We start from the raw sequence: 25,083 nt of genomic DNA, 5'->3' as shown, positions 1-25,083 counted from the left end.
CACAGAAGCCCGCTCACGCCGGTCAGCGAATAGAGGTTCTGCGGCTTGACGAACAGGTCGAAGCCGAGGCGCAAGGCAACCGCCAGCACCAGCAGTGCCAAGAGCGCGCGCAGCTGTTCGCCGCGCAGCTTCTGGCCGGCCTTGGCGCCATACTGGGCACCGGCGACGCCGCCGACCATCAGGACCAGCGCCAGGATGATGTCGACGGTCTGGTTGGTCGAGGAGTGCACCAGGGTGGTGAAGGCCGAGACGACGACGATCTGGAACAGCGAGGTGCCGACGACGACATTGGTCGGCACCTTGAGCAGGTAGATCAGCGCCGGCACCATGATGAAGCCCGCCGCCGACGCCCATGATGGCGGAGAGGAAGCCGATGCCGGCGCCGATGCCGAGCACCGGGATGACCGAGACGAACAGCTTCGAGGTGCGGAAGCGCATCTTGAAGGGCAGCGCGTGGATCCAGTTGTGCTGGCCCGACTTCTTCAGGGCCGGCGGCACGCCGCCCTTGGTCAGGCGCAGCGCATTGACGCTTTCGATCAGCATCAGCCCGCCGACGGTGCCCAGGAAGACGACGTAGAGCAGCGAGATGAACAGGTCGAGCTGGCCGATGGCGCGCAGCAGCGCAAAGACGAAGCCGCCGGCCGCCGAGCCGGCGATACCGCCGATCAAAAGCACCGTGCCGAGCTTGAAGTCGAGCGTGCCGCGCTTGAGATGGGCGAGCGCGCCGGAGAAGGACGAGGCGATGACCTGGTTGGCGCCGGTGGCGACAGCGATGGCGGGCGGGATGTTTGTAGAAGATCAGAAGCGGCGGCGTGATCAGGAGCCGCCGCCGACCCCGAACATACCAGACAGGAAGCCGACCGCCGCACCCATCGCCAGGAGCACGAACACATTGACCGACATCTCAGCAATCGGGAGATAAATGCCCACCCGCGATACTTCTCATGAAATGGCTGCTGGGGGTTCGGCTGGAAGCCCGCTATTCAAGGCTGCTAGGCCTGTTCGGCTTGTCGCGGACCACCTCGAAGCGGCATGTCGGCGGACATTGCCTTGCTCAGCGTGGCGGGGCCGGGGCCGCGCATATAGTGCCGTTCCGGGTGATACCGTTCGCGCATGCATGCGCCGAGCAATTCGGCGAAGATCCTCTTCAGGACGATCAGTTTGTGAAGCGATGGCATCGGACTTTGTCGATCAGTTTGGGTCGATCAGTTTGGGGCGATCAGTTAGGTCGATCGGTTGGGAGTGGGGACACGCTATCAGCATCGAGGGCGCATCACGCATAGCGACTGGGACTAACGGTATTCCAGGAAGGAATGGGAGCTGGGAGAAAAAGCCGGTGCCTGGGGTGGCGGCTTGCCCTGGGGTACAGATGGGCAGGTTGAGGACACCACCAACAGGCTGACCGACAAAAAGGCGCAGCGATGATCGTCAGGGCGGCGAAGCTGCTATGAACGAGGTCAAGATGATTCTCCGTGCTGCCCGATGACCGCCACCGCTCTCGACATCCTCAAGACCGTCTACGGCTATGATGCGTTCAGGGGACCGCAGGCGCGGATCGTCGAGCATGTCATTGCAGGCAACAATGCCTTCGTGCTGATGCCGACGGGCGGCGGCAAGTCGCTCTGCTACCAGATCCCGGCGATCGTCCGTCCCGGCATGGGGCTCGTCGTCTCGCCGCTGCTGGCGCTGATGGCCGATCAGGTGACAGCGCTCAGGCAGGCAGGGGTGCGGGCGGCCGGGCTGAACTCCGACCTGTCGCCCGACGACCGCCGCGCGTTGTGGCGGGATATCCGTTCCGGTGCGCTCGACCTGCTCTATGTCTCGCCTGAAACCTTGCTGCGGCCCGATGTGCTGGAGCTGCTGGAGAGCGTGAAGCTGTCGCTGATCGCCATCGACGAGGCGCACTGCCTGTCGCAGTGGGGGCACGACTTCCGTCCGTCCTATCGCCAGCTCGACGCGCTGGTGGGGCGCTTTGCCGGGGTGCCGCGCATGGCGCTGACGGCGACCGCCGACGAGCCGACGCGCGCGGAAATCCTGTCGCATCTCGACATCGACGCGGATGACGCCTTCATCGCCGGTTTCGACCGGCCCAACATCCGCTACGCCATCGAGGAAAAGGACAATCCGCGCGCCCAGCTCAAGGAGTTCCTCAAGCGCTACGAGGGCGAGAGCGGCATCGTCTATTGCCTGTCGAAACGCCGGACCGAAGAAACCGCCGCCTGGCTCAAGGGCCTCGGCTATGATGCGCTGGCCTATCACGCCGGCATGGACAAGGCGGCGCGCGAGGCCAACCAGATGCGCTTCCAGCATGGCGAGGCGGTGATCATGGTCGCCACCGTCGCCTTCGGCATGGGCATCGACAAGCCGGATGTGCGCTTCGTCGCCCATATCGACCTGCCCGGCAGCATCGAGGCCTATTATCAGGAGACCGGTCGCGCCGGCCGCGACGGCCTGCCGTCCGACACGCTGATGCTCTATGGCTATGACGATATCGCGCTGCGCAGCCGCTTCATCGAGGAGTCTGATGCACCCGACCAGCGCAAGCGCATGGAGCGGCAGAAGCTCGATGCGCTTTTGGGCCTGGCCGAGACGGCAAGCTGCCGGCGGCAGGTTTTGCTGTCTTATTTCGGCGACGAGTGCGAACCGTGCGGCAATTGCGATACCTGTGCTGAGCCGCCGAAATTGTTCGACGGCGCCATTTCGGCGCAAAAGGCGCTGTCATGCATCTACCGCACCGGCGAGCGTTTCGGACAGGCCTATGTCGTCGACGTGCTTCTGGGCGTCGACAACGAGCGCATCGCCCAGTTCGGCCATGACAGGATTTCCACCTTCGGCATCGGCACCGAACATGACAACCGCACCTGGCGGGCGATCCTGCGCCAGCTGATTGCGCTGCGCCTCGTCGACGTCGACCTTTCCGGCCATGGCGGCCTTTCGATTGCGCCCGCCGGCCGCGAATTCCTGCGCGACAAGCCAACGCTGATGCTGCGCGTGCCGGCGCCGGCGCGCGCCAGGCGCGGCAAGGTCGCGCGCAGCGCGGCCCAGGCTGCCGTCAGCGATGCTGACCAGGACCTGTTCCAGGCGCTCAGGCGGAAACGTACCGAGATCGCGCGGGCCCAGAACGTGCCGCCCTATGTCATCTTCCACGACAAGACGTTGATCGAGCTGGCCGCAGCCAGGCCGGCGTCACGCGCTGATATGGCAAATGTGCCCGGTGTCGGCGAAGCCAAGCTCGACCGCTATGGCCCCGCCTTTCTCGAGGTGATCGCAGCACACGAATGACGAGGCGGGGCTCATCCCCGCATCGACCGTCGTCGATAGATGTACCGCGGCGCCAAAAGCCTAGCGGTCCAGCCAGGCGGCGAGGCCGTCCAGCGTCTGCAGCCCGTATTCGACCGCGCCGAAGCCGATGACCTCCTGACGCCGCTTGGCGCTGGGGTGGAGCTGGCGCATGGTCAGCACCGTCTTGCCGTCGCTCTGCTCATCGAAGGTCACGGTGACGCGGAAACGGTCGGGATCCTCTGAAGCGGGCGTACCGTAATCCATCACGATGCGCTCGTTCGGCACGATCTCCAGAAAACGCATCAGGTTGGGGAATCGCTGCTGCTTGCCTTCGAAGACGCCGACCATGTCGAAGTGCCAGACCCCGCCCTCGCGAATATCGGCTTTGTGGCTCTCGATGGCGAGGCCGGCCGGCCCGTACCATTGGGCCAGCGCCTTGGGATCCATCCAAGCAGCAAAGACCTTGTCGCGCGGGTGGTTGAGCAGCTTGACCAGCACGACTTCGCGGTCGAGCGACCAGGTTTCAAACAGCTTTTCCATGTTCTTCATCATCCTTCCGTCTTGTCCAGATAAGTTTCCAGCCGATCCAGGCGCTCGGCCCAGCGCCGGCGCTCTGCTTCCATCCAGTCCGCCGCCTCGTCGAAGCGTGCCGGCACCAGCCGACACCAGCGGCTGCGCCCGCGCTTCTCGCTGACGATCAGCCCGCACTCTTCCAGCACCTTGAGATGCTGGGCGAAGGAGGGCAGGGCCATGTCGAAGGGCTCGGCCAGCACGCTGACCGCTACTTCGCCTGCAGCCAGCCGCGACACCACCGCGCGGCGGGTCGGGTCGCTGAGCGCGTGAAAGGCGAGATCGAGTGGCGTAGAATGGTAAGGCATATACCTTAGTAAATCCGATCGTGGCCTGTTGTCAAGAACACTAAGGCAATTACCTTTGTATTCTCGCGCTGTTCGACCCGGACGACCAAAGCGAGGATTCCGCCCGCGACCGCTTCGCGATCGCCAGCCTCGTCGTCGGGCTGCATGGCGACGACAGGGTGACGAAGCACTATCTCGACAAGTTCGACCAGGAAAAGCCGCTGGCGAGCGCAGTTGCGCATGAGGTGCGGCAGGGCAAGGCCAGCGGTCCCTACGGTGCCTATCCCCAGGGGCCGCTGACGCGGAAAACTGTGACCGGCCCGTCCTACCGCGTCGCCGAGGCGCAGCGAAGATGTCCAGAAACTGCTCGACGAGGGCATCTACACGGATATCGATCCGGCCTGGAACGCCATCTTCGACGCCTCCGCCGCCCTGACCAAGACGCCCCACGGCTTGACCGAAAGCCATATCGACGAGCTGCGCCGGGCCGGCCTGGACGACGTCGCCATTGTCGACGTAATCAATGGTGCGGCCTTCTTCAACTGGGCCATTGGCCTGATGCTGTCACTTGGTGAGCCGACCCCGCCGGCGGCAGCGGCGTGAAATCCTGAACGATGGCGGTTGCTGCCAATCGACGACCGCCATCGATCTTTGAGTTCGGCTGCAGGCGCCAACCATTGCTGGATCCCGGCCTCCCTTGCGCCGAGACGCTCAACCGCCTGTGCAGGCGGATGGCACGGCTCGGCCAACGCCCCATGACAGGCGTCCCTGTATGATGGTCAGCGTCTGCCGACCGTTCGAGTAGGTCGTTCCGTCCTGTCCCAAGGCGGGCAGATCGATCGCGGCCGCGCCGTTGACCGACACCGAGGCACGGTCGCCGAGGAGGCGCACGGCAAGGCGCGTGCCGTCCTCGCAGCTATAGTCGCTGACTGGATAGGGATCGCCTCCACCGATCGCCGCGCCTGACGCAGCATGCCCGAGATTTGTCAGCGTCAGGACGCCTATTGCCGCGATCGCCAGTTCTCTCCACATGATGGTCCTCCATGTCTGACCAGCGCAGGCGAAGTGCCTGCACGAAAGGGAAAATTCCTCAAACCGCGCGATGTCCCAGGTCGCCTTCGCCCATTCGGCCGGGCCAGATGTGCCGGCCATTGCTGTTGATGGTGTTGCCCGGTCGAGTCGTGTCGAGGGGCAGGCCGCAATGCCCGCCGACAGGACGTCGCTCGCTGAGAAGACTATTCGGGATAAATTTCAACACCCTCCTGCGGTGTCTTGTTGAACAGAATGAACAGGAGAGGGTTGCCGGGCTCGGACATTGCATCGCTGCGCTGTCCCGATACCTCCCCGGCCACGCCGGCTGTGTACTCGGCCACCACTTCGCCGAAGCTGTCGCGCTGGATGGCCACCTTTTGTCCGGGTACGACCTTGTCGTTGAGTTTGACCATGTGCTCGACGATGCCACCTGCGGTGGCCAGAACCGGGAAACCGCTATTGCCGACAAAGACAGTCATGCCTTCGGCGGTGCGGCCCATCGGCCCGTCCAAGATCCCGTAATGCTTGAGGACGTTCATTGTCCCTTCGACAAACAATGCGATCATGTCGCGATCCAGGACGCGGGCAGCGCCGATCTCCGGTGCAATCGCCGGGATTCCCGCATCGATGAACGCATTGTGCAAGACGGTGGGATAGGCTGATTTCGGCATGTTGAGGATCTGGCTGACAGGGTAGAGATCCAGCATTGCCTTGACCTCGGGCCTGTCGATCTCGCCGATGTTGAATGCGGTGACCTCGAACCCGGTCGTTCCGGTGTGAAAATCGATCGCTGCGTCGGCGTTCGGCCGCAGCAGCCTGTTGAACAGCAGCCCTGCATGGCGAGTTGCGGCGGTGAGACCGTTCTCATTTCCGGGCCATTCCCGGTTCATGTCGATCAGATCGAGACCTCTGCCCTGGTTCGGCCACCGGCGTTGCATGCTTTCCAGGGCCGGGCGGGATATATCGGTGACCGCCGTCACGGTGCCGGACATCTTCGCCGGATCGAGCTGGTTCATCACCGTATGGACGGTGTGTATGGAACTCATCTCGTCGCCATGCACGCCGCTGGTCAGGACCACACGCTTGCCTGGCTTGGCCCCCTTGGCCACTGTCACCGAGACGTGCCAGTGCTGCCCGGTGGGCGCCTGCACACCCTGAAAATACAGCCGGTGCGTCTGTCCGGCCTCCAGCTCGTTCACGTCGAGCGACGTGACGACCTTCTTTCCGTCGATGACGTCGCCCGTGTAGGCGGTCGCCTGGGTTCCACTCGTTGCCGCAGTTGCCGGCGTCGAGGCCGCTTGCAGCTGCGTCGATCCGGCCACCAGGGCTGCGGCAGCACCGATGGTGGCGGCCGACGCAATCATGAAGCCGCGCCGGTCGAGCTGTTCTCCATTTTCATTCGCCATGGCTATGGTTCCTTGCAAGACGATCGGCCGAGATGGCCGGCCAGATCAGTCGAATCCGATCAGGAACAACAGTCCATCGGGCACTTCATCGAGTACAGCCCGGCAGAAAAGAAATGGACACGGCGCCCAGGATTGGGATGGTATGCAAAGCGGTGCTGGGCCGGACCGAGCGAAGCAAGCGCGTCCGGATCCTTCGAGACCGGTCAATGCTGCCCAGGGGGTGGAGATGCTGGAGGCGCCCAATTGGTACGCACGAAAGTACAATTCCGTCCTGGCCCGCACCCGCGAGACGGATCCTGATGCGGAATTCGATATCCGCCAGACCGGCCGCGAGTTCCATGCATCACGCCTGACGACGATCGACTACGGGGACGCATACGTCCTCGACCTGCGCGACAAGGGCGGCATCTCGATGTCTGGCGCGATCAAGGACGACGCGCTGACGGCCGTGTTCCTGTGGGGCGAAGGTACCCTCTTCAACGGGCAACAGAGCGACGTACCGCGATTGCGGGTCGTCGGTCCGGGAACCGAATTCAAACTGGAGATGCCGGGCAGCTATCGCCTGATGCGGATCGGTCTGCGCGGCGCCTCCCTTGACGCGCTGCATGCGGCATCCGGTCCCGGTCAGGATCGGCGCAACTGGCTCATGCCTGGCGTGCACGAGAGCGGAATTGTCTCGAGAGCCGAGCTGGAGCTTCAACGGATGGTGTTGCGCACCGCCGCCTTCGCCGAAGCCGCCGCGCGGCGTGGCTGCGATCTGGGCGCCAGCTTGGGGGTTGCAGCCAGTGAGGCGGGCGCCGCGCTCGCGCGAACCCTGTTTCAGACGGAGGGACCTCCCGACCGCAGGCTCGGAACCGGCGAGAAACGCAACATCGTCGATGCCACTCTCGCCATTCTCGAGGCGAACCCGCACGGCCCGGTTTCAGTCGGTGCCGTCTGCGACGTGCTCGGCGTCAGCGAGCGAACGTTGGAGCGCGCCTTTCAAGAATGCCTCGCCGTCAGTCCTCGCGCCTTTGAGCGGGAAAGGCGATTGCGGGCAGCGCACGGTCTCATCCTGACGGAGGGAGATCGCCTCTCGGTCACCGATATCGCCATGCGCTTCGGCTTTTGGCATCTGGGTCGCTTCGCCGGGGCCTATTCCTCGCTTTTCGGGTGTTCGCCCAGCGCGACCCGGCGGTTTGTCTGGGGAGGTCTGCCGACATTGTTGAGCCATCCAGCGTGACGCTGCATGGCACGCGACCCGTGCACAGATTGAGCGGTAGCGCCGCGTGTCCGCCTGCCATCATGTTCCTGGATGTTCCATCAACCGTCGTGTCGGAAAGTGGATAGAAATTCGCCAGCCGCAAGGAGACTTTGGCCCGGAAAGGCTTCCTGTCGAAGAATGGAAGGACAGCAATGGACGCCAGGGTTCATGCGGCCGATAGATTGCAATCGATGCGGGGCGATGCCTCCCTCCAACCCGTCATAGACGTCGACACCTCCTCGGTTCCGCTCGCTCGGCAATTCGACTTGTTTCGAAGCTGGAATGAAGGGGTCTGTGAATTCGAGTCCGTCCAGGAGACGTTCCAATCCTTTCCTGCGCGCCAGACGGCGTGGGATCTCGGAACGATGGCAGCACTACGGCTCGGCTTGCCGGGTGAAGGCAGCCGCTATCGCTGGCGTCACCTGAAACGAGCCAAGGTCGACAATTGGTATGTGTTCCTGCCGTTGTCGAGGGATCGTAACGGCGGTGAAAAACGGCGGGCTGCAAAGCCGGTCATGCAGTCCCTGGCCGAACCTTTCGAGTATGTCGGAGAAGACGACGGCTGCGTCGCCCTCATCATGCCCAGCAGCCTCCCGTTCATCGGATCGTCCAACGTTGCGATACGTGACGAGGCAAGCGTGCTCCTGGCCGATTTCATGCTTCTTCTGGATCGTTCCCTGCCCAGTCTCAGGGCCACGGACGTTCCACATATCGTTGCGGCGACGACAAACCTGCTTGCCGCCTGCCTGACTCTGTCGCGTGATCATATCGCCGGTGCTCAGCAGGCGATCGATTCAGTGATCGCCGAACGCGCCTCCAGGATCATCGAGCGGAAGTTGGCCGATCCCGACCTGACGCCTCAAAAGCTCTGTCGGGAACTCGGTGTTGCGCGTTCGGGCCTTTACCGGATTTTCGAGCCTGTCGGCGGCATTTCCAATTTTATCCGCCGCAGACGCCTGCTCAGGACATGCGACATTCTCGCCGATCGTTCGGACGGACGGCCAATCTCGACAATCGCCCATGAATGGGGGTTTTTGGACCCATCGGCATACAGCCGGATGTTTCGCAAAGAATTCGGCATGACGCCCAAGGAGGCGCGGGCGGAAGGTTGGTGCGGCAGGCAACCTGCGCCCCTGCAGCACGGCAGCCTGTCGGGGGATGGGAAAAATGCGCTGGGCAATCTACTGCTGAGGAACTGCTTTGCGTCCGGATCCGGCAGGCCTCTCGCCGTCTCGACTGGTGACTGGCCGGGGCCGGCGCGCCTACCGACGAATGCGTCGCACATCCGTCACGCGTCCGGTGCGTGAACTCAGCGCCAGTTCAAATCGGCTGTTGCCGCGCCGGGCGTGATAGATGAAGAACCGACCGCGACAATCCACGCGCCGGACATCACGGAAACCGCGGTTCTGAAGCAGCCTTTGGCCCTGGCTGCAGGTGATTGCCCTGCCGTGATTGAGACTGGACCCGACCGTGATGTTGATATCCAGAGCCTGAGCCGGAACGGGCGCCGCGAGGGGCGCACCAAGGGCAATGGCAAGACAAAAGGCAAAGAGTTCTCGTTTCATGGGCTGTCCTCGCGCGTGAAACTTGCTGGCTGTCAGTTCAGGTGATGGCGATCGTGTTCCGCCACGCCTGATTGTCCGGATTCCTGTGTCCGATCACCGGCGGCAGGGGGCGAGATAGGTAATCGGTCGACCGTCTCTGTCGAAGACAGGGCGTCCGCGACTATCCAGTCGCTGGAATCTGCATTCGCCAGGAGCAGTTCCCGCTCCGATCATGGCGCCGGCGACACCGCCGATGGCAGCACCCGCCAGGGTCGAGCCGGTGTTGCGGCCGATCGCCTGCCCGACCAGGGCGCCGCCGGCTGCGCCTATTGCACCGCCACTGACAGCGCGCTCCTGTGGCGTGTTACAGCCGCTGACGGCAATCGCCATTGTCGAAAGCGCTGCGACGATAGCCAGGTTTCGTATCATGCCGATCTCCTTCGACCGCGAATTCCCGCCGACTGCCCTCTCACTGAGTTCTAGTCGGTATGGCTCGTGAAACAACCTGACAGGGGTCCCATATCTGTGCTCTGCGTCCATATTTGCGCCGCGGGATGGCAGATGAAGCATGCCGGCGTCTGCGGTGCCGGCCATGGACGATCGAGCGGCAATGACTGCGGCCTGGATTATCGCTGGCTCGCCGCCAATGCCGTGCCAAGGATGCGGCTGGGCAGATAAATCACCAGGGCCGCAGCACCTTCGATGGCCGAGCCGCCATCGGCCAGCATGGTTTCGCCTGCGCTGGCGTCGCCATTTTCAATGAACTGGCGCAGCATGCCGCTTTGGCCGGCGAATGCGATGAGCGCCGGCGAGCTGGCGAAGATGTTGTGTGAGCCGCCATCGACGTCGGAGGCGTCGAGCACCGTGATGTGCTTTTGCTGCAGCAGGGCGATGTCGGAGCCGCTGCCGACCCTCGGGTGACCGCCGGCGATGCGCCTGGAAATGTTGAGCGCCCGGTCGCGGCGCGACACCACGATGGCGAATGGCATCGGCAGGTTGCCGATATCGCGGACCTGGCTCTGGAAGGCGTCGGTGTCGATGTCGGGCGCCGCCAGTACCACGCCGCCGAGGCGCTTGAGGGCGTGGCTGCGGCCGGTCTGCGCCAGCTCCCTCAGCGCCTCCATGACGACATAGGCGCCCATCGAATGGCCGACGAGGATCACGCGGTTGGCCTTGGTCTGGGCCGCGATCTCGATCGTCTCCGCCAGTCCGCCGCGACCGACAACGGTGCTGTCGCGGTCGTAGACATAAAGCGGCAGGGCGCCACCCGATGGCCAGGCATAATGCAGCGTGACCGCGCGCACATTGTAGTCATGGGCGAGCTGTGCGGCGCGGAAGACGCTGTCGGCGAAGTTGTTGTTGTAGCCATGCACGAAGATGAAGATCTCGCGCTGCCGCTGTGGACGCTGGGCGAGGGCGGTGTCGAGTTGGGCAACGAATTGCTTGCGGCCGGCGATCTGCTGGTAGCTTCGCGCCACGAAATGCCTGGCGGGATCGGGCATTCGTCCGGTTTTCTCGACTTCGCCGGGAATATGGTTCCGGGGAATGTCTATGTCGAAGCGAGCGAAGTTGAGTGTCTGCGAGCGCTCGGCCGAAAAGGGCAGGGACAGGTTGTCGGACCGCGCCCGCGTGGTGGCGACATAGACGGGCACCGACGCCGCCGATCCTGCTTGTTCGGTCGCCGCGCCGAGACCGAGCACGGCACGGGGGCCGCCGCAACCGGCGAGCTGCAATGCGATGAACAGACCCAACAACAGACGCTTCGCCGACATGCTCTGATCCAGCAGGCTTACGCGCAATCAGAAGCAGCAAATCCGCTTCGCGACAACGGGCGAGACGAGCCGGGGCCGATGATCGGGACGTCAGGCCTAGTGATGGGATTTCAGGCCAATCACAGGGCCGCCGGGCCCGCGTTAGATTGTCTGCATGGCGGAAGAGACGTTTTGGGGCTGCCGCCGGCCAAGGCAATTGTTGACACGCGATGCGATGAACTCAGCCACGCAGCAGAAATTCTCGGTCTGGACCCTTATGGCGATGGTCGTCGGCTCGATGGTCGGCGCCGGCATCTTCTCGCTGCCGCAGGCCTTCGGTCGCGCGACCGGACCGTTTGGTGCCATGATCGCCTGGGCCATCGCCGGCATCGGAATGCTGATGCTGGCCTTCGTGTTCCAGACGTTGTCGCGGCGCAGGCCGGACCTTGATGCCGGCATCTACGCCTATGCCAAGGCCGGTTTTGGCAACTATCTCGGCTTCCTGTCCGCGCTCGGCTACTGGTCGGCGGCGCTGCTCGGCAACGTCTCCTACTTCGTGCTGATCAAGTCGACGCTCGGCCTGTTTTTCCCGGTGTTCGGCGATGGCAACACAATGACGGCCATTGTCATCTCCTCGATGCTGCTCTGGGTCGTGCATTCGCTGATCTTGCGTGGTGTCAGGGAGGCGGCTGCGATCAACACCATCGTCACCTTCGCCAAGATCATCCCGATCTTCCTGTTCATCGTCTTCGTCATCTATGGCTTCAGCGCCGACATCTTCACAGCCAATTTCTGGGGCGGCGAGGAGGTGAGCCTCCGCGGCGTGGCCGGCCAGGTGCGCGGAACCATGCTGGTGACGGTGTTCGTGTTCGTCGGCATCGAGGGGGCGAGCGTCTACTCGCGCTACGCCAGAAATCGCCGTGATGTCGGCGTGGCAACGCTGCTCGGTTTCCTCGGCGTGCTCTGCCTGCTCGTGCTGGTGACGATGCTGTCCTACGGCGTCATGCTGCGCCCCGATCTGGCGGCGTTGCGCAACCCGTCCATGGCCGGCGTGCTCGAGGCGGTGGTCGGGCCGTGGGGCGCAAAGTTCGTCGCCGTCGGCCTGCTGATCTCGGTTGCCGGCGCGTATCTGTCCTGGGTACTCTTGGCGGCTGAAATCCTGTTCACTGCGGCCCGCCACGAAACAATGCCGCGCTTTCTCGCCCACGAGAACAAGACCGGCGTGCCGTCGAATGCATTGTGGCTCACCAATGCCGTCGTCCAGGCCTTCCTGATCCTGACGCTGTTTGCGCAATATGCCTTCAGGCTGGCGCTCGAGCTGACCAGCTCGATGATCCTGATCCCATATTTCCTTGTCGCGGCCTATGGCTTCAAGCTCGCCTGGACCGGTGAAAGCTACGAAAGCGACGCCGCGGCCCGGCGTGGCGAGTTCGCAATCGCCGCGATCGCGCTGGTCTACACGGCCTTTCTGATCTATGCGGCCGGCGCCACGCACCTGCTTCTCTCGGCCGCCCTCTATGGTCCCGGCACGATCCTGTTCTTCATGGCGCGCATGGAGCAGGGACGGCGGGTGTTCACGCCGGCTGAGACGGCGATGTTCGCCGTCGCTGCGATCGGTGCGGCAGCCGCGATCTACGCCATCGTTGCCGGCATCATCACCGTCTAGACGGCGTTCGCTTGCCTGTTCCAAGCCTGATGCGTCGGCACGTCGATCCGCGTCCAGGGACAAGTCCTGTCGCGGCAGGTTGCAGCGCCATCTCAGCCAGGACGGCATCGGATCAGACCATCTGCTTGTTCTCGTACGATCTTTCCGGATGCGCGGTTCCGTCCCGCGCCCCGCTGCGCCGCACAACTTTGGGACGTGAAGCATAGACATGGGATTCCCTGCTGATCACAGCTCCGCCTCCACGATCCTATACTTCTCCGAGGACTGTTTTCGCAGCCCACCGCGAACCTGGGTTCGCAGACCAGGAGAGGGGAACCATGGCTTCAGGCGAAAATCAGAAGCTGTCGCTGTTTGCACTCACGTCCATGGTCGTGGGCTCGATGGTCGGCGCGGGCATCTTCAATCTGCCCGGTCGCTTCGGTGCTGCGACGGGGCCATTCGGTGCCATCATCGCCTGGGCCATCGCGGCAACGGGCATGTATATGCTGGCACGCGTGTTCCAGGCCCTGGCCGAGAAGAAGCCGGACATCGATTCCGGTGTCTTCGCCTATGCCAAGGCAGGCTTCGGCAACTACATGGGTTTCCTGTCGGCCTTCGGCTACTGGCTCGGCAGTTGCCTGGGCAATGTCTTCTACTGGGTTCTGATCGGCTCGACCTTGGGTCGCTTCTTTCCCGGCATCTTCGGCGACGGCAGCAGCGCCAGTGCAATCATCGTGTCGCTGATCGGCATCTGGGCCTTCCATTTCATGATCCTGCGCGGGGTCGAGCAGGCCGCATTCATCAACACAGTCGTCACCATCGCCAAGATCGTCCCGATCCTGGTCTTCATTCTCATGATGGTTTTCGCCTTCAACTACACGCAGTTCTCCGAGAACTTCTTCGGCGGCGCCGACATGCCGGCCAAGCCGCTGATCGCCCAGGTGCGCGACACCATGCTGATCACGGTCTTCGTTTTTCTCGGCATCGAGGGGGCGAGCGTCTATTCGCGCTTCGCCAAGGAACGCTCGGACGTCGGCAGGGCAACGATCCTCGGTTTCGTCGGCGTCACCGGCCTGATGGTGGCTGTCACCTTGCTGCCCTACGCGGCGATGCCGCAATCGGCGATCGCAGCCGTCCAGCAGCCGTCGATGGCGAGCGTGCTCGAGGCCGTCGTCGGTCATTGGGGTGCCGTCTTCATCTCCATCGGCGTCCTGGTGTCGGTGCTGGGCGCTTACCTCGCCTGGTCGCTGATCTGTGCGGAGGTGCTGTTTGCCGCCGCCAGGTCCAATGACATGCCAAAGCTCTTCGCCATCCAGAACGGCAACCGGGTGCCGGGCAATGCGCTGTGGCTGACGAACATCGTCGTCTCGCTGTTTGTCATCTCCACCTACTGGTCGCGCGACGCCTTCAACTTCATGCTCGACATGACGAGCGTCACGGCGCTGCTGCCCTATCTCCTGGTTGCCGGCTACGGCATCCTGATTGCGCGCAGCGGGGAAGGCTACGAGACATCCCAGGGCGATCGTGGGCGAGACCAGGTCATCGCCTGGATCGCGGCGATCTATACGGTCATCATGTTCATCGCTGCCGGGCTGAAATACGTGCTGCTCGTCGCGGTCCTCTTCGTCCCCGGCACGATCCTCTACGTCTGGGCACGCCGCGAACAGAAACTGCAGCTGTTCACGTCCCCCGAACTCATCGTGTTCGCCGTCACCCTGATTGCCGGATTGGTCGGGCTCTACGGTCTGCTGACCGGCACCATCACACATTGAACGGAAAGGCAGTCACGTCATGACAAACAACACTCCTCTCGGCGTTCATTCCGAAGTCGGCCAGCTTCGCAAGGTCATGGTGTGCGCCCCCGGCCGGGCGCACCAGCGCCTGACGCCTTCCAACTGCGACGATCTCCTCTTCGACGACGTGCTGTGGGTCGACAACGCCAAGCGCGACCATTTCGACTTCATGACCAAGATGCGCGACCGCGGCGTCGAGGTTGTCGAGATGCACAACCTGCTCGCCGAGACCGTTGCCAATCCCGAAGCCAAGAAGTGGATTCTCGATCATCAGGTCGTGCCGAACCAGATCGGCCTTGGCCTGCTCGACGAAGTCCGCTCCTATCTCGAGGGGTTGTCCAACCGCGAACTCGCCGAAACCCTGATCGGCGGATTGTCGACCTACGAGTTTCCCGAGGCCGTCGGTGGTGAACAGCTGGCGCTGATCCGCGACGCCGCCGGCGTCAACGAATATCTTTTGCCGCCATTGCCCAACACGCTCTACACCCGTGACACCACCTGCTGGATCTATGGCGGGGTGACACTGAATGCGCTGTTCTGGCCGGCGCGCCACGAGGAGACGATCCTTGCCACCGCAATCTACAAGTTCCACTCCGACTTTGCCGGCAAGGTCGATGTCTGGTGGGGCGACCCGACCAAGGACTGGGGACTTGCCACCTTCGAGGGCGGCGATGTCATGCCGATCGGCAAAGGCAACGTACTTATCGGCATGAGCGAACGCACCTCGCGCCAGGCGATCAGCCAGGTTGCTTCAGCGCTGTTCGAGAAGGGGGTGGCCGAGCGTGTCATCGTGGCGGCCATGCCCAAGCTGCGTGCAGCCATGCATCTCGACACGGTCTTCACCTTCGCCGACCGCGACTGCGTGCTGCTCTACCCCGACATCGTCAACGGCATCGACGCCTTCTCCTACAGGCCAGATGGCAAGGGTGGCGTCGAACTGCACAAGGACAAGGGCACCTTCGTCGAGACGGTGCGCGACACGCTGGGCCTCAAGAAGATGCGCGTCGTCGAGACCGGCGGCAACGACTACATGCGCGAGCGCACCCAGTGGGACAGCGGCGCCAATCTCGTCTGCGCGTCGCCCGGCGTCGTCTTTGCCTACGACCGCAACACCTACACCAACACGCTGCTGCGCAAGGAAGGCATCGAGGTCATCACCATCACCGGCGCCGAGCTTGGCCGCGGCCGCGGCGGCGGTCACTGCATGACCTGCCCGATCATCCGCGACGCGGTCGACTACTGATCGTCGCTTCGGCCGATCAAGCCTTGACCCGAGGTCGAGGCGCTCGAAATGAAAGCGAATGCAGGCGATCGGGCACATCGCCACCCGGTCTTGCACCAGCCACCCGGTCTCGCAACAGCCACCCGGTTTTGTACCAGCCACCCGGTTCTGTACCAGAAGGAGTTACCATGTCTGATCTCATCGTCATCGTCTATCCGACCGAAGCCAAGGCCGAAGAAGTGCGGGAACGCCTTTTCGAGCTGCAGAAACAGTATCTCATCACCCTCAACGACGCGGTCATCGCAACCAAGAGCGATGCCGGCAAGATCAAGCTGAACCAGCTGGTCAACACGACCGCCGCCGGCGTAGTGTCCGGCAGCTTCTGGGGGCTTCTGGTCGGCGTCCTGTTCCTCAATCCCTTGCTCGGTGTCGCCGTGGGGGCCGCATCGGGCGCGCTCGGTGGCGCACTCAGCGATTTCGGCATCAACGATGCCTTCATGAAGGATCTGTCGGGTAGCCTTCAGCCCGGCAATGGCGCGCTGTTCGTGCTCGTCAAGGAGATGACGGCCGACAAGGTGCTCAAGGAGATCGCGGGCTTCGGCGGCGTGGTCCTCAAGACGTCGCTCGATGAAACCAAGGAACAGGCCTTGCGCGATGCGCTGCAGAAGGCCTCGGCGACGCCGGCCGCGTGATCGGCCTGATCTGATCTGCAGCGGGCCGCATGTCGGCCCCTGCATCCATCGCTGCCCGGTCGGGCGGAGCAGCGGCCTGAAAATGCCCGGCATCGTGGGGAGTTGGCATCATGATCCGTCTGCTTGCAAAGCCTGGCGCACTGCTGCTCTTGGTCTTGTCCGCGCTTGTCGCCTGCGTTCCCCAGTCGCCGGGACCGGGCTCCTCGCGCCCGCAGGCCTGCACCTTCGAATACGCGCCCGTCTGCGGACAGCGCGGCGACACCAGCCGCACCTTCTCCAATTCCTGCATGGCCCGCGCCGACGGCTTCCGTGTAATCCACAGCGGCCAGTGCCGCAGGCCAGAGCAGCCGACCGTCTGTCCGGCGATCTACCTGCCGGTCTGCGCCGTCAGCGGTGCGCGCTGGCGCACCTTCTCCAACAGTTGCCTGGCGCGTGCCGACAATTTCCGGGTCGTGCACCAGGGGCGCTGCCGTTGACGATGGCCTGCCGAAGTGGTCCGATCGGGCCAGGTGAAGTCATGGGCGGCAGGCGCGGGGCAACGGTGGCATGAACGCATATCTGGCCACCGGCATCCTGGTGCTGGCACTGCTGCGGATCGGGGATTCGATCTTCGTTCCGCTTGCGGTATCGCTGTTCCTCATTGCGCTGGTCTGGCCGATCCAGGCGGCGCTCCAGCGTTTCCTGCCGAAGCTGCTGGCGCTTTTCGTCACCCTCGGCATCACGATTTCGGTCGTGCTTGCCGTCGGCTCCTCGGTCGTCTGGGGTTTCGGCCGGCTCGGCCAATGGCTGTTCGTCAATGCCGGGCGCTTCCAGGCGATCTATGTCGACTGGACACAATGGCTGGAGGAGCGCGGCGTGGCCGTCGCAGGGCCGCTGGCCGATCGTTTCGACGTCAACTGGCTCGTCGGCTTCACCCAGGGCATAGCCGGACGCCTCAACAGCTTTGCCGGACTGGCACTGCTGGTTTTCGTCCTCGTCATGCTTGGTCTGCTCGAGGTCGAGGACTTCAACCGGCGGCTCGCATCCCCGGCCGCTCAGCCCTATGGCGCGCGCATCCAAGCTGCCAATCGCGAGATCGGCATCAAGCTGCGTCGCTTCATGGCGGTGCGCAGCTTCGCCAGCGTACTGACGGGGCTCGTGGTCTGGGCGTTCGCGCTGGTGGCCGGGCTCGAACTTGCCGCGGCATGGGGTGCCATCGCCTTTGCGCTCAACTACATTCCGTTCCTCGGCCCGTTCTTCGCCACCATGTTCCCGACGATGTTTGCCATTGCCCAGTTCGAGTCCTGGCAGATGGCCGTCGTCGTGTTCGTCAGCCTCAATCTGATCCAGTTCATCATCGGCAGTTACATCGAGCCGATCCTCACCGGCGCTTCGCTGGCAATCTCGCCCTTCGCGGTCATCTTCGCCATCTTCTTCTGGAGTTTCATGTGGGGCATTTCGGGCGCGTTCATCGGCGTGCCTATCCTGATCGCCTTCACCGTCTACTGCGACCAGGCGCCGTCGTCGCGCTGGATTGCTGCACTTCTGGCCTCGGGCAAGGTGGAGGGGCAGCCGGCGCGAGGCGGCAACTGACACGCTGCATTCTGTCCCGGAGGTCCGATGCCGCCAGGTGGGGCCTGCCAAGTCTTACGGGCGCAGGCTCCACAATTAACCGTCGCCTTGCGACTTCATTGTACGAATTCCTTGCATGCGGTACTTTTGCACGACCGCAAAGGATCATGACTCCCGGTGACTTGGAGCTGCTGGAGTTGCGGCGGGTCTCTGGCCTATGACAACTGAAGACTACCGGGACGCGCATGTCGCATCCCACAGAGGGGTAGGCATGGTTGCAGCAGGTAGACGCCTTGTACCCGAAGGCCCGGACGGCCTTCTTGCGTCGCAAGGCCAGCAAGACGGACCAATTCCGCATTTCGAGTTCTCGACGGACGAACTGTCTCAGGCCGATCAGTTCGACGCCTGGCGTCACAACTTCGCGCCAATGCTCGATCTCACGCCGGTGGCCGACAGGTCCGAGCCAATGGTCGGCCGGCAGGTGATCTGGGATCTCGGCTGCCTGGCCTTCACCTCCATCAGCACGGAGGCACTGCATTTCGCCAGCTTGCCGGGCCGCGTGCGCCGAGATGCGCTCGACCACTGGATGATGACCTTGATCCTGGACGGCGAGGCGAGCACCGTTGCAGGCGAAAGGTCCTTCGAAGGCGGTGCCGGCGAAGTGCAGCTCCACCCCCTGGGGCAGTCCTTCGACGGCCATGTCACCGATAGCCACATGCTGATGCTGCTGATCCCAAGGGATTTCTTCCAGGAGCAAGCCGGCGCCCTGAGCCTGGCGGAGTTCTCGACGCTCGGCGGCGGCATGGGCTTGCTGCTGGCCGATTACATCATCGGGCTCGCCAGACGGTTGCCGACGCTGACGGTCGCTGACCTTCCCGGGATCGCTGCGGCAACGCGCGCCATGATCCTTGCCTGCATCTCGCCGTCGCCCGACCACCTCGACGAGGCGAAGGCACCGATATCGATCATGCTGCTGGAGCGGGCACGCCAATACATCAATGCCAACCTGTACAACCCGAACCTCGACAACGACATGCTCTGCCGCGCGCTCGGCATTTCGCGCACGCGGCTTTATCGCCTGTTCGAGCCGAGTGGCGGTGTGATGCGCTACATTCTCCATCGCCGTCTCCTCGATGCCCATTCAAAGCTTGCCGATCCAACCGAGACCCGGCGCATCTTCGAGATAGCCGAGCAGCGCGGCTTCAATGACGGAGCAGAATTCAGCCGGGCCTTCCGGCGCGAATTCGGCTACAGCCCGAGCGACGTCAGGTCGCGGGGGATGGGGGCGATACCGGCCAGGCCGCTGGCGGATCTGGCTGCGCTGGAGCCGGTCGAACGCCTCGGCCATCTTCTCCGGCGCTTGCAGAGCTAGGTCGCAGGTTTGCATCTGCCGCCGGTCAGAAAGGGTGGCGCGTCGGCACGACAGTCGATCTTGTCCGCCGTACAGCCGTCTAGACTGTGCTGGAAGGGCCTTCGCCCGTCGTCGGTGATGCCTCTAACGGCAGCACTGTCGTGTCGGAAAGCTCCATGCCATAGGCGGTGTCGGCGGCGCCCTCGGCAACGTCGCTCGCCATGCGGTAACCCTTGTTTTCGCGCACCTGGCGCGGCGACAGCCCGAACTGCTCCGATATCTGGCGCGAGAAGTGGAACGGGTTCTTGTAACCGCACTGATAGGCGATGTCGGATATCGGCAGGGCTGTCTGCAGCAGCAGGAAATGGCCGCGCGAGGCTCTGATTTGCCAGAGGTAGCGGACCGGCGTGACGCCGAAATGCTTGCGGAACGACGACACCAGATGCTGCGGCGTGACACCGACGAGCGCCGCGAGACGGTCGACCGTAATTTCCTTGTCGTAGTTCTCGTCGATGTAGAAACGGGCGCGCAGAACAGAACGCGGCGTCAGCCGCTCCTGTTCGGACATCTGCGCTTCATGGAAGTAGGCGAGGAAAATCGACTCTCCCAGCGCGTTGCGCAACTGGTTGAGATTGGAGCTGGAGCCTGCGCCAAGCTCCACGCCAAGGCGCTGGATGCTCTCGATGCGCTGCGGCAGGGGAATCTGCGTCGGCAATGAGCGCAACCGCGAGACAAGCGCCTCGCTGAAGTCTCCGGCATAACCCTCGCACCAGCTCACCCTGGTGTGCCGTCCCTCGCTATATTCCATGGAAATGCTTCGGGCATTGCGGAAGAAGCCGCAACTCCTTGCGCTCAATACCGTCTCCTCGTCGTCGCAGACGATCCTTGCCTTGCCTTCATGGATGATCAGCAAGGTCATGTAGCGGTCTTTCAGCGGCCCATAGAAGCCGCCTGCCGGATATATTGCTTCACCGAAGGCGAAGCCCCGGCCATTGTCGATGAATGCACGCATAGCCAAGGCCTCGCTTGCCGCGTCATGCGTTTTCCTAACACGGCTGAAGGCTTCGGCAAACATCAGAAGAATGCGATCTTAACTGCAGATATGCATTCGGCCGGTGCAGGCATTCCGTAAAAACACGGGCTGCGAAATACTCCGGCTATCAACGGGCGAGCCGGTCACGCCGCCTGGACATGCCAGCAAGACGCATCCTCTGGAGGAAAAACGTGTTTCTGCCAGCCGACCATTCCAAGACGAGAGACGACCTGCCGCGAGGCTGCACATTCGCCGCCAGCGACTGGCACATACTGGCCTCGTTCTGGCATCCGATTGCCTTCGTTCACGACATCGCCGACAAGCCGGTGCGCGCCAAGCTGCTCGACGTCGACCTTGTGATCTACAAGACGTCGGCCGGCATCACTGTGGCCCGCGACCTGTGTCCGCACCGCGGCACCCGCATCAGCGCCGGCTGGATGGCCGACGACCAGATTGTCTGTCCGATGCACGGGCTGCATTTCGGCCATGACGGCGCCTGCTCCAAGATCCCGTCGATCGCCAATTCCGAAGGGCGCATTCCTCCCAAGCTGCGCCTCGAAACCTACGCATCCGTCGAGCGCTACGGCATCATCTGGACGTGCCTGAAGGGCGAGGCGATCTGGCAGTTGCCGGATTGGGAGGGCATCTCCAACCCCGCCCTGCGCAAGGTTTATGTGCCTGAAGGCACTTGGTATGCGGCGGCAAGCCGGCATGTCGAGAACTTCAACGACGTTGCCCATTTCCCCTGGGTGCACACCCAGAGCTTTGGCGGCAGCACGGCCGATCCGATCCCGCCCTACGATGTCGAGCAGACGCCGTATGGCCTGCGTTTCGAATTGCCCTACCATGAAGGCTTCAACCGCTTCGACGATGGCGTTGTGGGTGACGAGCGCGATGTGGTCTACACTTACGAGCTGACCTACCCGTTCTCGACGTTGATCAAGATCGATCCGCAGGGGTCCGACTACGTGGTCTACTTTGCCGACACCGTCTGCCCGGTCTCGGCGCGCGAGACGCGCATCTTCCAGATGATGACCGACACCTCGGGCAATCCTGATACCGACTACTGGGTCAAGGATGCGCTGCTGATCAACGACGAGGACAAGCCCATGGTCGAGGAACAGCATCCAGAGGAACTGCCGCTCGATCTCACCGAGGAGATCCACGTGCCGTCGGATCGCATGTCGCTCGAGTACCGCCGTGGCTTGGTCCGTAAATTTGGCCTCGGTGCGCCGATCGCGAGTTGATCAGATAGCCTCATCGCAACTGCAGATATCAGGAAAGACGATGCTGAGCCGCTTTGAAACCTGCTTCCATCAAAAGGCCGTGCGACGCGCCCGGCCGGGACAGGATGACGGCCGGACAGCCCGGCACTGGAGGAGGGCGTCTTGACCATGGCGTTTTCGACGAACCGGCTCATGCCCGCGACCGCGGCAGCTGATAACAGGCTGCGGTTGCAGGTCGCACGCAAGTGGACCTCTGCCGAAGGCATCGTTGCACTCGACCTCACGGCACATGATGGCGCGCCGCTGCCGGCGTTTACGGCGGGATCCCACATCGACCTGTTCCTGCCCGGCGGCTTCACGCGTCAATACTCGCTCCGCAACGATCCGCGCGAGCGCCACCGTTATGCGATCGGCGTTCTGCGCGAGCCTGGCGGCCGCGGCGGATCGGCCTGTGTCCACGACAGGCTGGATATTGGCGATGCGGTGGAGACGAGCAGACCGCGCAACGCCTTCGAACTTGATGAGGCCGCACCGTTTTCGCTGCTGCTGGCCGGCGGCATCGGGGTCACGCCGATCCTGGCCATGGCCCACCGGCTTTCTGCGCTCGGGCGGGATTTCGAGTTTCATTACTGTGCCCGCAACGCGGACCGGTTGGCCTTTCGCGACGAGATCGAGGCCTCGCCTTTTGCCGGCAAGGTCAGGTTCCATCTCGATGACGGCCCCGAGGTGCAGCGGCTGAGCCTGGACAGGTTGCTGGCCTATCGGCCCGAAGGCGCGCATCTTTATGCCTGCGGTCCATCGGGTTTTCTCGATGCCGTGATGTCGAAGGCCAAGACGGGCTGGCCGGCGGATGCGGTGCATCGCGAATATTTCGCCAATTCCGCGCCCAAGCCGCAGGCCGACCAGCCGTTCAGGATCACGCTGGCGAGCACCGGCTGCAGCTTCGATGTTGCTCCGGGACGGAGCATCGTCGAGGTGCTGGCCGAGAACGGTATCGACATTGCGGTGTCGTGCGAACAGGGCATTTGCGGCACCTGCGTGACGCGGGTGGTGTCGGGCGAGCCCGACCATCGCGATCTCGTTCTGACCGACAGGCAGCGTGCCGACCACATGACCCTGTGCTGCTCGCGCGCCTTGAGCGCCGAGCTGATCCTCGATCTCTAAGCCGGAAGGATGTTGTCGATGCGGCACTGAAAGTCGACCAGGCAGCGAAGCGCGAGGGCTGCTGGCCCGAGAAGGAAAAGCCACCAAAGGGAAAATGATGCAGCTGGAACAATTCGTGCGTAACCTGCCCAAGGCAGAGCTTCATTTGCATCTGGCCGGTGCGGTCAACGCCCGGACCTTCCTCAAGCTGGCGCGCAAGAACAATGTCGCGCTGCCTGACTTCGACGAGGTCGAGGACCTCTATCGCTATGACAATCTTGTCGATTTCCTCGACGTCTACGATCTCGTCGCGCGCTCCGTGGTCGACGCCGACGATTTCCACCTGATCGCCTATGAGGCGCTGGAACATGTCGCCAAGGCCGGCGGCCGCTACACCGAATTCTTCTTCAGCCCGCAGGTGCATCAGGATGCCGGCATCAGCTACCAGACCATGTTTTCCGGTATCCTCCAGGCCATGGACGACGCCGAGCGCGACTTTGGCCTGGTGTCGCGGCTCATTCCCGCGATCAATCGCGAGCTGAGCCTCGATCGCAGCTTCGAGTTCCTTGACCTGGTCCTGCCCTTCCGCTCCGACAAGGTCATCGGCATCGGCCTCGATTATGACGAGGAGCCGTTCCCGCCGGCGCCGTTCAAGCCGGTCTACGACAAGGCGAAGAAGGCGGGCATGCGGCTCACTGCCCATGCCGGCGAGGGCGGTCCGGCGGCCAATGTTCGCGACGCGCTCGACCTGCTCGGCGTCGAACGCATCGACCATGGCTACCGCGTCATGGAAGATCCCGATCTCGTCGCGCGCTGCATCGCCGAGGACATCGCCTTCACCGTCTGCCCGAGTTCGACGGAAATCCTCACCCATTGGCGTGACCTTGCCGCCGCCGACCACCCGATCCGCACCATGCTCGATGCCGGTCTCAAGCTGGTGGTCGACACCGACGATCCGCCCATGCTGCAGACCGACCTGGCCAAGGAATACAGGCTGCTCGCCGAAAAGATGTCTCTCGATCGGGCGACCCTTGCCGGGCTGGCGCTGAATTCGCTCGATGCGGCCTGGCTCGACGACAGCACCAAGCGCGATTGGCGCGCCGAGTGGACCAGGGATATCGACTTGTTGATGGCCGAACCGGAGGAGGCGCACGTCACCAATTGAGACCAGGCCGGCTCGAGGAGGAGGCGGCCCAAGAGCAACAAGAGCAGACAAAGACAGACGGGATAGAACCCGGACAATGACACCAGAGGGAAAGGTACGATCCTATGTTCAAACATCTCGCCAGAAGGCTGGCTGTCTTGGCGCTGCTTGCCATATCAGCCTTGACAGGCAGTCCTGAACGATCAATGGCAGCCGACCCCGACAAGCTCAACATCGCCGTCATCCTGTCGGCCGGCATCGAGAGCGCCTGGGACGGCACCTTGATCGAGGCGCTTGAACGCGCAAAAGCGGCCATGCCGCACGGGCTCGACATCACCTGGAAATATACCGATCCGCTGTGGGGCGACGATGCCGGCGATGCCATGCGGCTTTTTGCCGAAAGCGGCGAATATGACGTCATCTGGGCCCACAGCACCTATTCCGACCAGGTCAAGAAGCTGCGCGAGGAGTTTCCCGACATCCTCTTCGTCGTCGTCGGCTCGGGCAATGAAGGGCTCGGCGGCAACCAGTACTGGGTCTACAAGCGTGTCCACGAACCGGCCTATATGCTTGGATATGCCGCAGGGAAACTCACCAAGTCGAACAGGCTGGGTGCAGTCGGAACCTTCCCGGCGGATGACGTCAATGACGAGATCAACGCCTTCTTCGCTGGAGCCAAGGCGGCAAACCCAGCCGTCGAGCGCACCGTCGCCTTCATAGAATCCTGGTACGACCCGGCCAAGGCAGGCGAATACACCAAGGCGCAGATCGCCACAGGCGCCGACCTGATCTTCCAGCTCACCGGCAATTTCAAGCCGTGCGAGGAAGCCAAAATCCTGTGCTTCGGCAATTTCCAGGACCAGAAATCGTTCTCGCCGTCGACCGTACTGTCGAGTGCGGTGGCGCAGTGGGATCCCGATGTCAGCTGGATCGTCGACGAATGGTGGGCGCACAAGGCGGAGGGAAAGCCTTATCAGGGCAACACCGACAAGCACTGGTTCCCAATGAAGGATGGCGGCTCGGCCGTGGTGCCCAATGCCGAGCTGCAAGGCAACGTGCCTGCCGCCGTCCAGACGGAGCTCGACGCGCTCAAGGCCAAGATCATGGCCGGCAGCTTCGAGGTGCCGGTCGATGTCTCCGATCCGAAAGCTAAGTAGTTCATATTGAA

General features: G+C 63.2%; 24 protein-coding genes and 1 pseudogene. 16 read left to right on the top strand and 9 right to left on the bottom strand.

Annotated features, from left to right (window positions below; all coding sequences use genetic code 11):
* Nucleotides 1-20: 20 nt before the first annotated feature.
* A pseudogene (locus SLT36_RS19480) lies at nucleotides 21-930 on the bottom strand (sulfite exporter TauE/SafE family protein); the annotation flags it as partial.
* Between the two features lie 552 nt (nucleotides 931-1,482).
* Between SLT36_RS19480 and recQ the strand changes: the two are divergent.
* Nucleotides 1,483-3,282 (top strand): DNA helicase RecQ, encoded by a 1,800-nt coding sequence (recQ, locus tag SLT36_RS19475; RefSeq protein WP_432284002.1) that lies wholly within the window; start codon nucleotides 1,483-1,485, stop codon nucleotides 3,280-3,282.
* 60 nt (nucleotides 3,283-3,342) lie between these two features.
* Here the strand turns inward: recQ and SLT36_RS19470 are convergent, their stop codons facing one another.
* Genes SLT36_RS19470 through SLT36_RS19460 form a run of 3 tightly spaced genes read right to left on the bottom strand, consistent with a single transcriptional unit; the run spans nucleotide 3,343 to nucleotide 4,519 of the window.
* On the bottom strand, nucleotides 3,343-3,831 hold the full coding sequence (locus tag SLT36_RS19470) for an SRPBCC family protein (RefSeq protein ID WP_432288399.1): 489 nt from the start codon (nucleotides 3,829-3,831) through the stop codon (nucleotides 3,343-3,345).
* Entirely contained in the window at nucleotides 3,831-4,160 is a 330-nt protein-coding gene (locus SLT36_RS19465; RefSeq protein ID WP_432284001.1) for an ArsR/SmtB family transcription factor, read from the bottom strand. Before SLT36_RS19465 ends, SLT36_RS19470 begins: the two co-directional genes overlap by 1 nt.
* 5 nt (nucleotides 4,161-4,165) lie before the next feature.
* The gene (locus SLT36_RS19460) at nucleotides 4,166-4,519 is read right to left on the bottom strand and encodes a hypothetical protein (protein WP_432284000.1); all 354 of its coding nucleotides are present in this window, start codon (nucleotides 4,517-4,519) and stop codon (nucleotides 4,166-4,168) included.
* Between the two features lie 73 nt (nucleotides 4,520-4,592).
* On the opposite strand from SLT36_RS19460, the gene SLT36_RS19455 reads away from it, so the two are divergent.
* Complete coding sequence (locus tag SLT36_RS19455) at nucleotides 4,593-4,742, top strand: hypothetical protein (protein WP_432283999.1); 150 nt, start codon at nucleotides 4,593-4,595, stop codon at nucleotides 4,740-4,742.
* A gap of 108 nt (nucleotides 4,743-4,850) precedes the next feature.
* Here the strand turns inward: SLT36_RS19455 and SLT36_RS19450 are convergent, their stop codons facing one another.
* Together SLT36_RS19450 and SLT36_RS19445 are read right to left on the bottom strand one after the other, a co-directional pair.
* The gene (locus tag SLT36_RS19450) at nucleotides 4,851-5,171 is read right to left on the bottom strand and encodes a hypothetical protein (protein WP_432283998.1); all 321 of its coding nucleotides are present in this window, start codon (nucleotides 5,169-5,171) and stop codon (nucleotides 4,851-4,853) included.
* 203 nt (nucleotides 5,172-5,374) lie between these two features.
* Entirely contained in the window at nucleotides 5,375-6,577 is a 1,203-nt protein-coding gene (locus SLT36_RS19445; protein ID WP_432283997.1) for a succinylglutamate desuccinylase/aspartoacylase family protein, read from the bottom strand.
* A gap of 226 nt (nucleotides 6,578-6,803) precedes the next feature.
* Here SLT36_RS19445 and SLT36_RS19440 point away from each other — a divergent pair, with 226 nt between their 5' ends.
* The 3 genes from SLT36_RS19440 (at nucleotide 6,804) to SLT36_RS19430 (ending at nucleotide 9,430) form a co-directional block, all read left to right on the top strand.
* Nucleotides 6,804-7,799: a helix-turn-helix domain-containing protein gene (locus SLT36_RS19440; protein ID WP_432283996.1), complete on the top strand. Its 996-nt coding sequence runs from the start codon at nucleotides 6,804-6,806 to the stop codon at nucleotides 7,797-7,799.
* A 173-nt stretch (nucleotides 7,800-7,972) separates the two neighbouring features.
* Nucleotides 7,973-9,127: a helix-turn-helix domain-containing protein gene (locus SLT36_RS19435; protein ID WP_432283995.1), complete on the top strand. Its 1,155-nt coding sequence runs from the start codon at nucleotides 7,973-7,975 to the stop codon at nucleotides 9,125-9,127.
* A gap of 39 nt (nucleotides 9,128-9,166) precedes the next feature.
* On the top strand, nucleotides 9,167-9,430 hold the full coding sequence (locus tag SLT36_RS19430) for a hypothetical protein (RefSeq protein ID WP_432283994.1): 264 nt from the start codon (nucleotides 9,167-9,169) through the stop codon (nucleotides 9,428-9,430).
* Nucleotides 9,431-9,478: 48 nt separating this feature from the next.
* Here SLT36_RS19430 and SLT36_RS19425 read toward each other — a convergent pair whose 3' ends face one another.
* Together SLT36_RS19425 and SLT36_RS19420 are read right to left on the bottom strand one after the other, a co-directional pair.
* Nucleotides 9,479-9,793: a hypothetical protein gene (locus tag SLT36_RS19425; RefSeq protein WP_432283993.1), complete on the bottom strand. Its 315-nt coding sequence runs from the start codon at nucleotides 9,791-9,793 to the stop codon at nucleotides 9,479-9,481.
* A 197-nt stretch (nucleotides 9,794-9,990) separates the two neighbouring features.
* The gene (locus SLT36_RS19420; RefSeq protein WP_432283992.1) at nucleotides 9,991-11,136 is read right to left on the bottom strand and encodes an alpha/beta hydrolase; all 1,146 of its coding nucleotides are present in this window, start codon (nucleotides 11,134-11,136) and stop codon (nucleotides 9,991-9,993) included.
* A gap of 214 nt (nucleotides 11,137-11,350) precedes the next feature.
* On the opposite strand from SLT36_RS19420, the gene SLT36_RS19415 reads away from it, so the two are divergent.
* From SLT36_RS19415 to SLT36_RS19385, 7 genes are all read left to right on the top strand, one after another.
* Entirely contained in the window at nucleotides 11,351-12,781 is a 1,431-nt protein-coding gene (locus SLT36_RS19415; protein ID WP_432283991.1) for a basic amino acid/polyamine antiporter, read from the top strand.
* 317 nt (nucleotides 12,782-13,098) lie between these two features.
* Nucleotides 13,099-14,532, top strand: coding sequence for a basic amino acid/polyamine antiporter (locus SLT36_RS19410; RefSeq protein WP_432283990.1), 1,434 nt, complete (start codon nucleotides 13,099-13,101; stop codon nucleotides 14,530-14,532).
* Nucleotides 14,533-14,551: 19 nt separating this feature from the next.
* Nucleotides 14,552-15,796, top strand: a complete 1,245-nt coding sequence (locus SLT36_RS19405; protein ID WP_432283989.1) for an arginine deiminase — start codon at nucleotides 14,552-14,554, stop codon at nucleotides 15,794-15,796.
* 167 nt (nucleotides 15,797-15,963) lie between these two features.
* Nucleotides 15,964-16,467, top strand: coding sequence for a DUF1269 domain-containing protein (locus tag SLT36_RS19400; protein WP_432283988.1), 504 nt, complete (start codon nucleotides 15,964-15,966; stop codon nucleotides 16,465-16,467).
* Between the two features lie 110 nt (nucleotides 16,468-16,577).
* Nucleotides 16,578-16,943 carry a Kazal-type serine protease inhibitor domain-containing protein gene (locus SLT36_RS19395; RefSeq protein WP_432283987.1) on the top strand — a complete coding sequence of 122 codons (366 nt, stop codon included), beginning with the start codon at nucleotides 16,578-16,580 and terminating at the stop codon, nucleotides 16,941-16,943.
* Nucleotides 16,944-17,013: 70 nt separating this feature from the next.
* On the top strand, nucleotides 17,014-18,039 hold the full coding sequence (locus SLT36_RS19390; protein WP_432283986.1) for an AI-2E family transporter: 1,026 nt from the start codon (nucleotides 17,014-17,016) through the stop codon (nucleotides 18,037-18,039).
* Nucleotides 18,040-18,289: 250 nt separating this feature from the next.
* On the top strand, nucleotides 18,290-19,390 hold the full coding sequence (locus tag SLT36_RS19385; RefSeq protein WP_432283985.1) for a helix-turn-helix domain-containing protein: 1,101 nt from the start codon (nucleotides 18,290-18,292) through the stop codon (nucleotides 19,388-19,390).
* Nucleotides 19,391-19,469: 79 nt separating this feature from the next.
* Here SLT36_RS19385 and SLT36_RS19380 read toward each other — a convergent pair whose 3' ends face one another.
* Entirely contained in the window at nucleotides 19,470-20,381 is a 912-nt protein-coding gene (locus tag SLT36_RS19380; RefSeq protein ID WP_432283984.1) for a helix-turn-helix domain-containing protein, read from the bottom strand.
* Nucleotides 20,382-20,593: 212 nt separating this feature from the next.
* On the opposite strand from SLT36_RS19380, the gene SLT36_RS19375 reads away from it, so the two are divergent.
* The 4 genes from SLT36_RS19375 to SLT36_RS19360 all read left to right on the top strand — a co-directional run bounded on the left by SLT36_RS19375 (nucleotide 20,594) and on the right by SLT36_RS19360 (nucleotide 25,072).
* Nucleotides 20,594-21,649 (top strand): aromatic ring-hydroxylating oxygenase subunit alpha, encoded by a 1,056-nt coding sequence (locus SLT36_RS19375; RefSeq protein ID WP_432283983.1) that lies wholly within the window; start codon nucleotides 20,594-20,596, stop codon nucleotides 21,647-21,649.
* A gap of 147 nt (nucleotides 21,650-21,796) precedes the next feature.
* Entirely contained in the window at nucleotides 21,797-22,792 is a 996-nt protein-coding gene (locus SLT36_RS19370) for a PDR/VanB family oxidoreductase (RefSeq protein ID WP_432283982.1), read from the top strand.
* A 97-nt stretch (nucleotides 22,793-22,889) separates the two neighbouring features.
* Nucleotides 22,890-23,936 carry an adenosine deaminase gene (add, locus tag SLT36_RS19365; protein ID WP_432283981.1) on the top strand — a complete coding sequence of 349 codons (1,047 nt, stop codon included), beginning with the start codon at nucleotides 22,890-22,892 and terminating at the stop codon, nucleotides 23,934-23,936.
* A gap of 185 nt (nucleotides 23,937-24,121) precedes the next feature.
* Nucleotides 24,122-25,072, top strand: coding sequence for a BMP family lipoprotein (locus SLT36_RS19360; protein ID WP_432283980.1), 951 nt, complete (start codon nucleotides 24,122-24,124; stop codon nucleotides 25,070-25,072).
* Nucleotides 25,073-25,083: the final 11 nt, after the last annotated feature.

The sequence above is a fragment of the Aminobacter sp. BA135 genome, from assembly GCF_050859125.1.
GTDB lineage: Bacteria > Pseudomonadota > Alphaproteobacteria > Rhizobiales > Rhizobiaceae > Aminobacter > Aminobacter ciceronei.
Note: the sequence above shows the minus strand (reverse complement) of the source record. Positions and strands in the feature narration are given on the sequence as shown.

Coding starts and splice junctions, on each gene's coding strand:
- recQ (WP_432284002.1), top strand. CDS start 1,483: ATGACCGCCACCGCTCTCGACATCCTCAAGACCGTCTACGGCTATGAT.
- SLT36_RS19470 (WP_432288399.1), bottom strand. CDS start 3,831: ATGAAGAACATGGAAAAGCTGTTTGAAACCTGGTCGCTCGACCGCGAA.
- SLT36_RS19465 (WP_432284001.1), bottom strand. CDS start 4,160: ATGCCTTACCATTCTACGCCACTCGATCTCGCCTTTCACGCGCTCAGC.
- SLT36_RS19460 (WP_432284000.1), bottom strand. CDS start 4,519: ATGCCCTCGTCGAGCAGTTTCTGGACATCTTCGCTGCGCCTCGGCGAC.
- SLT36_RS19450 (WP_432283998.1), bottom strand. CDS start 5,171: ATGTGGAGAGAACTGGCGATCGCGGCAATAGGCGTCCTGACGCTGACA.
- SLT36_RS19445 (WP_432283997.1), bottom strand. CDS start 6,577: ATGGCGAATGAAAATGGAGAACAGCTCGACCGGCGCGGCTTCATGATT.
- SLT36_RS19440 (WP_432283996.1), top strand. CDS start 6,804: ATGCTGGAGGCGCCCAATTGGTACGCACGAAAGTACAATTCCGTCCTG.
- SLT36_RS19435 (WP_432283995.1), top strand. CDS start 7,973: ATGGACGCCAGGGTTCATGCGGCCGATAGATTGCAATCGATGCGGGGC.
- SLT36_RS19425 (WP_432283993.1), bottom strand. CDS start 9,793: ATGATACGAAACCTGGCTATCGTCGCAGCGCTTTCGACAATGGCGATT.
- SLT36_RS19420 (WP_432283992.1), bottom strand. CDS start 11,136: ATGTCGGCGAAGCGTCTGTTGTTGGGTCTGTTCATCGCATTGCAGCTC.
- SLT36_RS19415 (WP_432283991.1), top strand. CDS start 11,351: ATGAACTCAGCCACGCAGCAGAAATTCTCGGTCTGGACCCTTATGGCG.
- SLT36_RS19410 (WP_432283990.1), top strand. CDS start 13,099: ATGGCTTCAGGCGAAAATCAGAAGCTGTCGCTGTTTGCACTCACGTCC.
- SLT36_RS19405 (WP_432283989.1), top strand. CDS start 14,552: ATGACAAACAACACTCCTCTCGGCGTTCATTCCGAAGTCGGCCAGCTT.
- SLT36_RS19400 (WP_432283988.1), top strand. CDS start 15,964: ATGTCTGATCTCATCGTCATCGTCTATCCGACCGAAGCCAAGGCCGAA.
- SLT36_RS19395 (WP_432283987.1), top strand. CDS start 16,578: ATGATCCGTCTGCTTGCAAAGCCTGGCGCACTGCTGCTCTTGGTCTTG.
- SLT36_RS19390 (WP_432283986.1), top strand. CDS start 17,014: ATGAACGCATATCTGGCCACCGGCATCCTGGTGCTGGCACTGCTGCGG.
- SLT36_RS19385 (WP_432283985.1), top strand. CDS start 18,290: ATGGTTGCAGCAGGTAGACGCCTTGTACCCGAAGGCCCGGACGGCCTT.
- SLT36_RS19380 (WP_432283984.1), bottom strand. CDS start 20,381: ATGCGTGCATTCATCGACAATGGCCGGGGCTTCGCCTTCGGTGAAGCA.
- SLT36_RS19370 (WP_432283982.1), top strand. CDS start 21,797: ATGGCGTTTTCGACGAACCGGCTCATGCCCGCGACCGCGGCAGCTGAT.
- add (WP_432283981.1), top strand. CDS start 22,890: ATGCAGCTGGAACAATTCGTGCGTAACCTGCCCAAGGCAGAGCTTCAT.
- SLT36_RS19360 (WP_432283980.1), top strand. CDS start 24,122: ATGGCAGCCGACCCCGACAAGCTCAACATCGCCGTCATCCTGTCGGCC.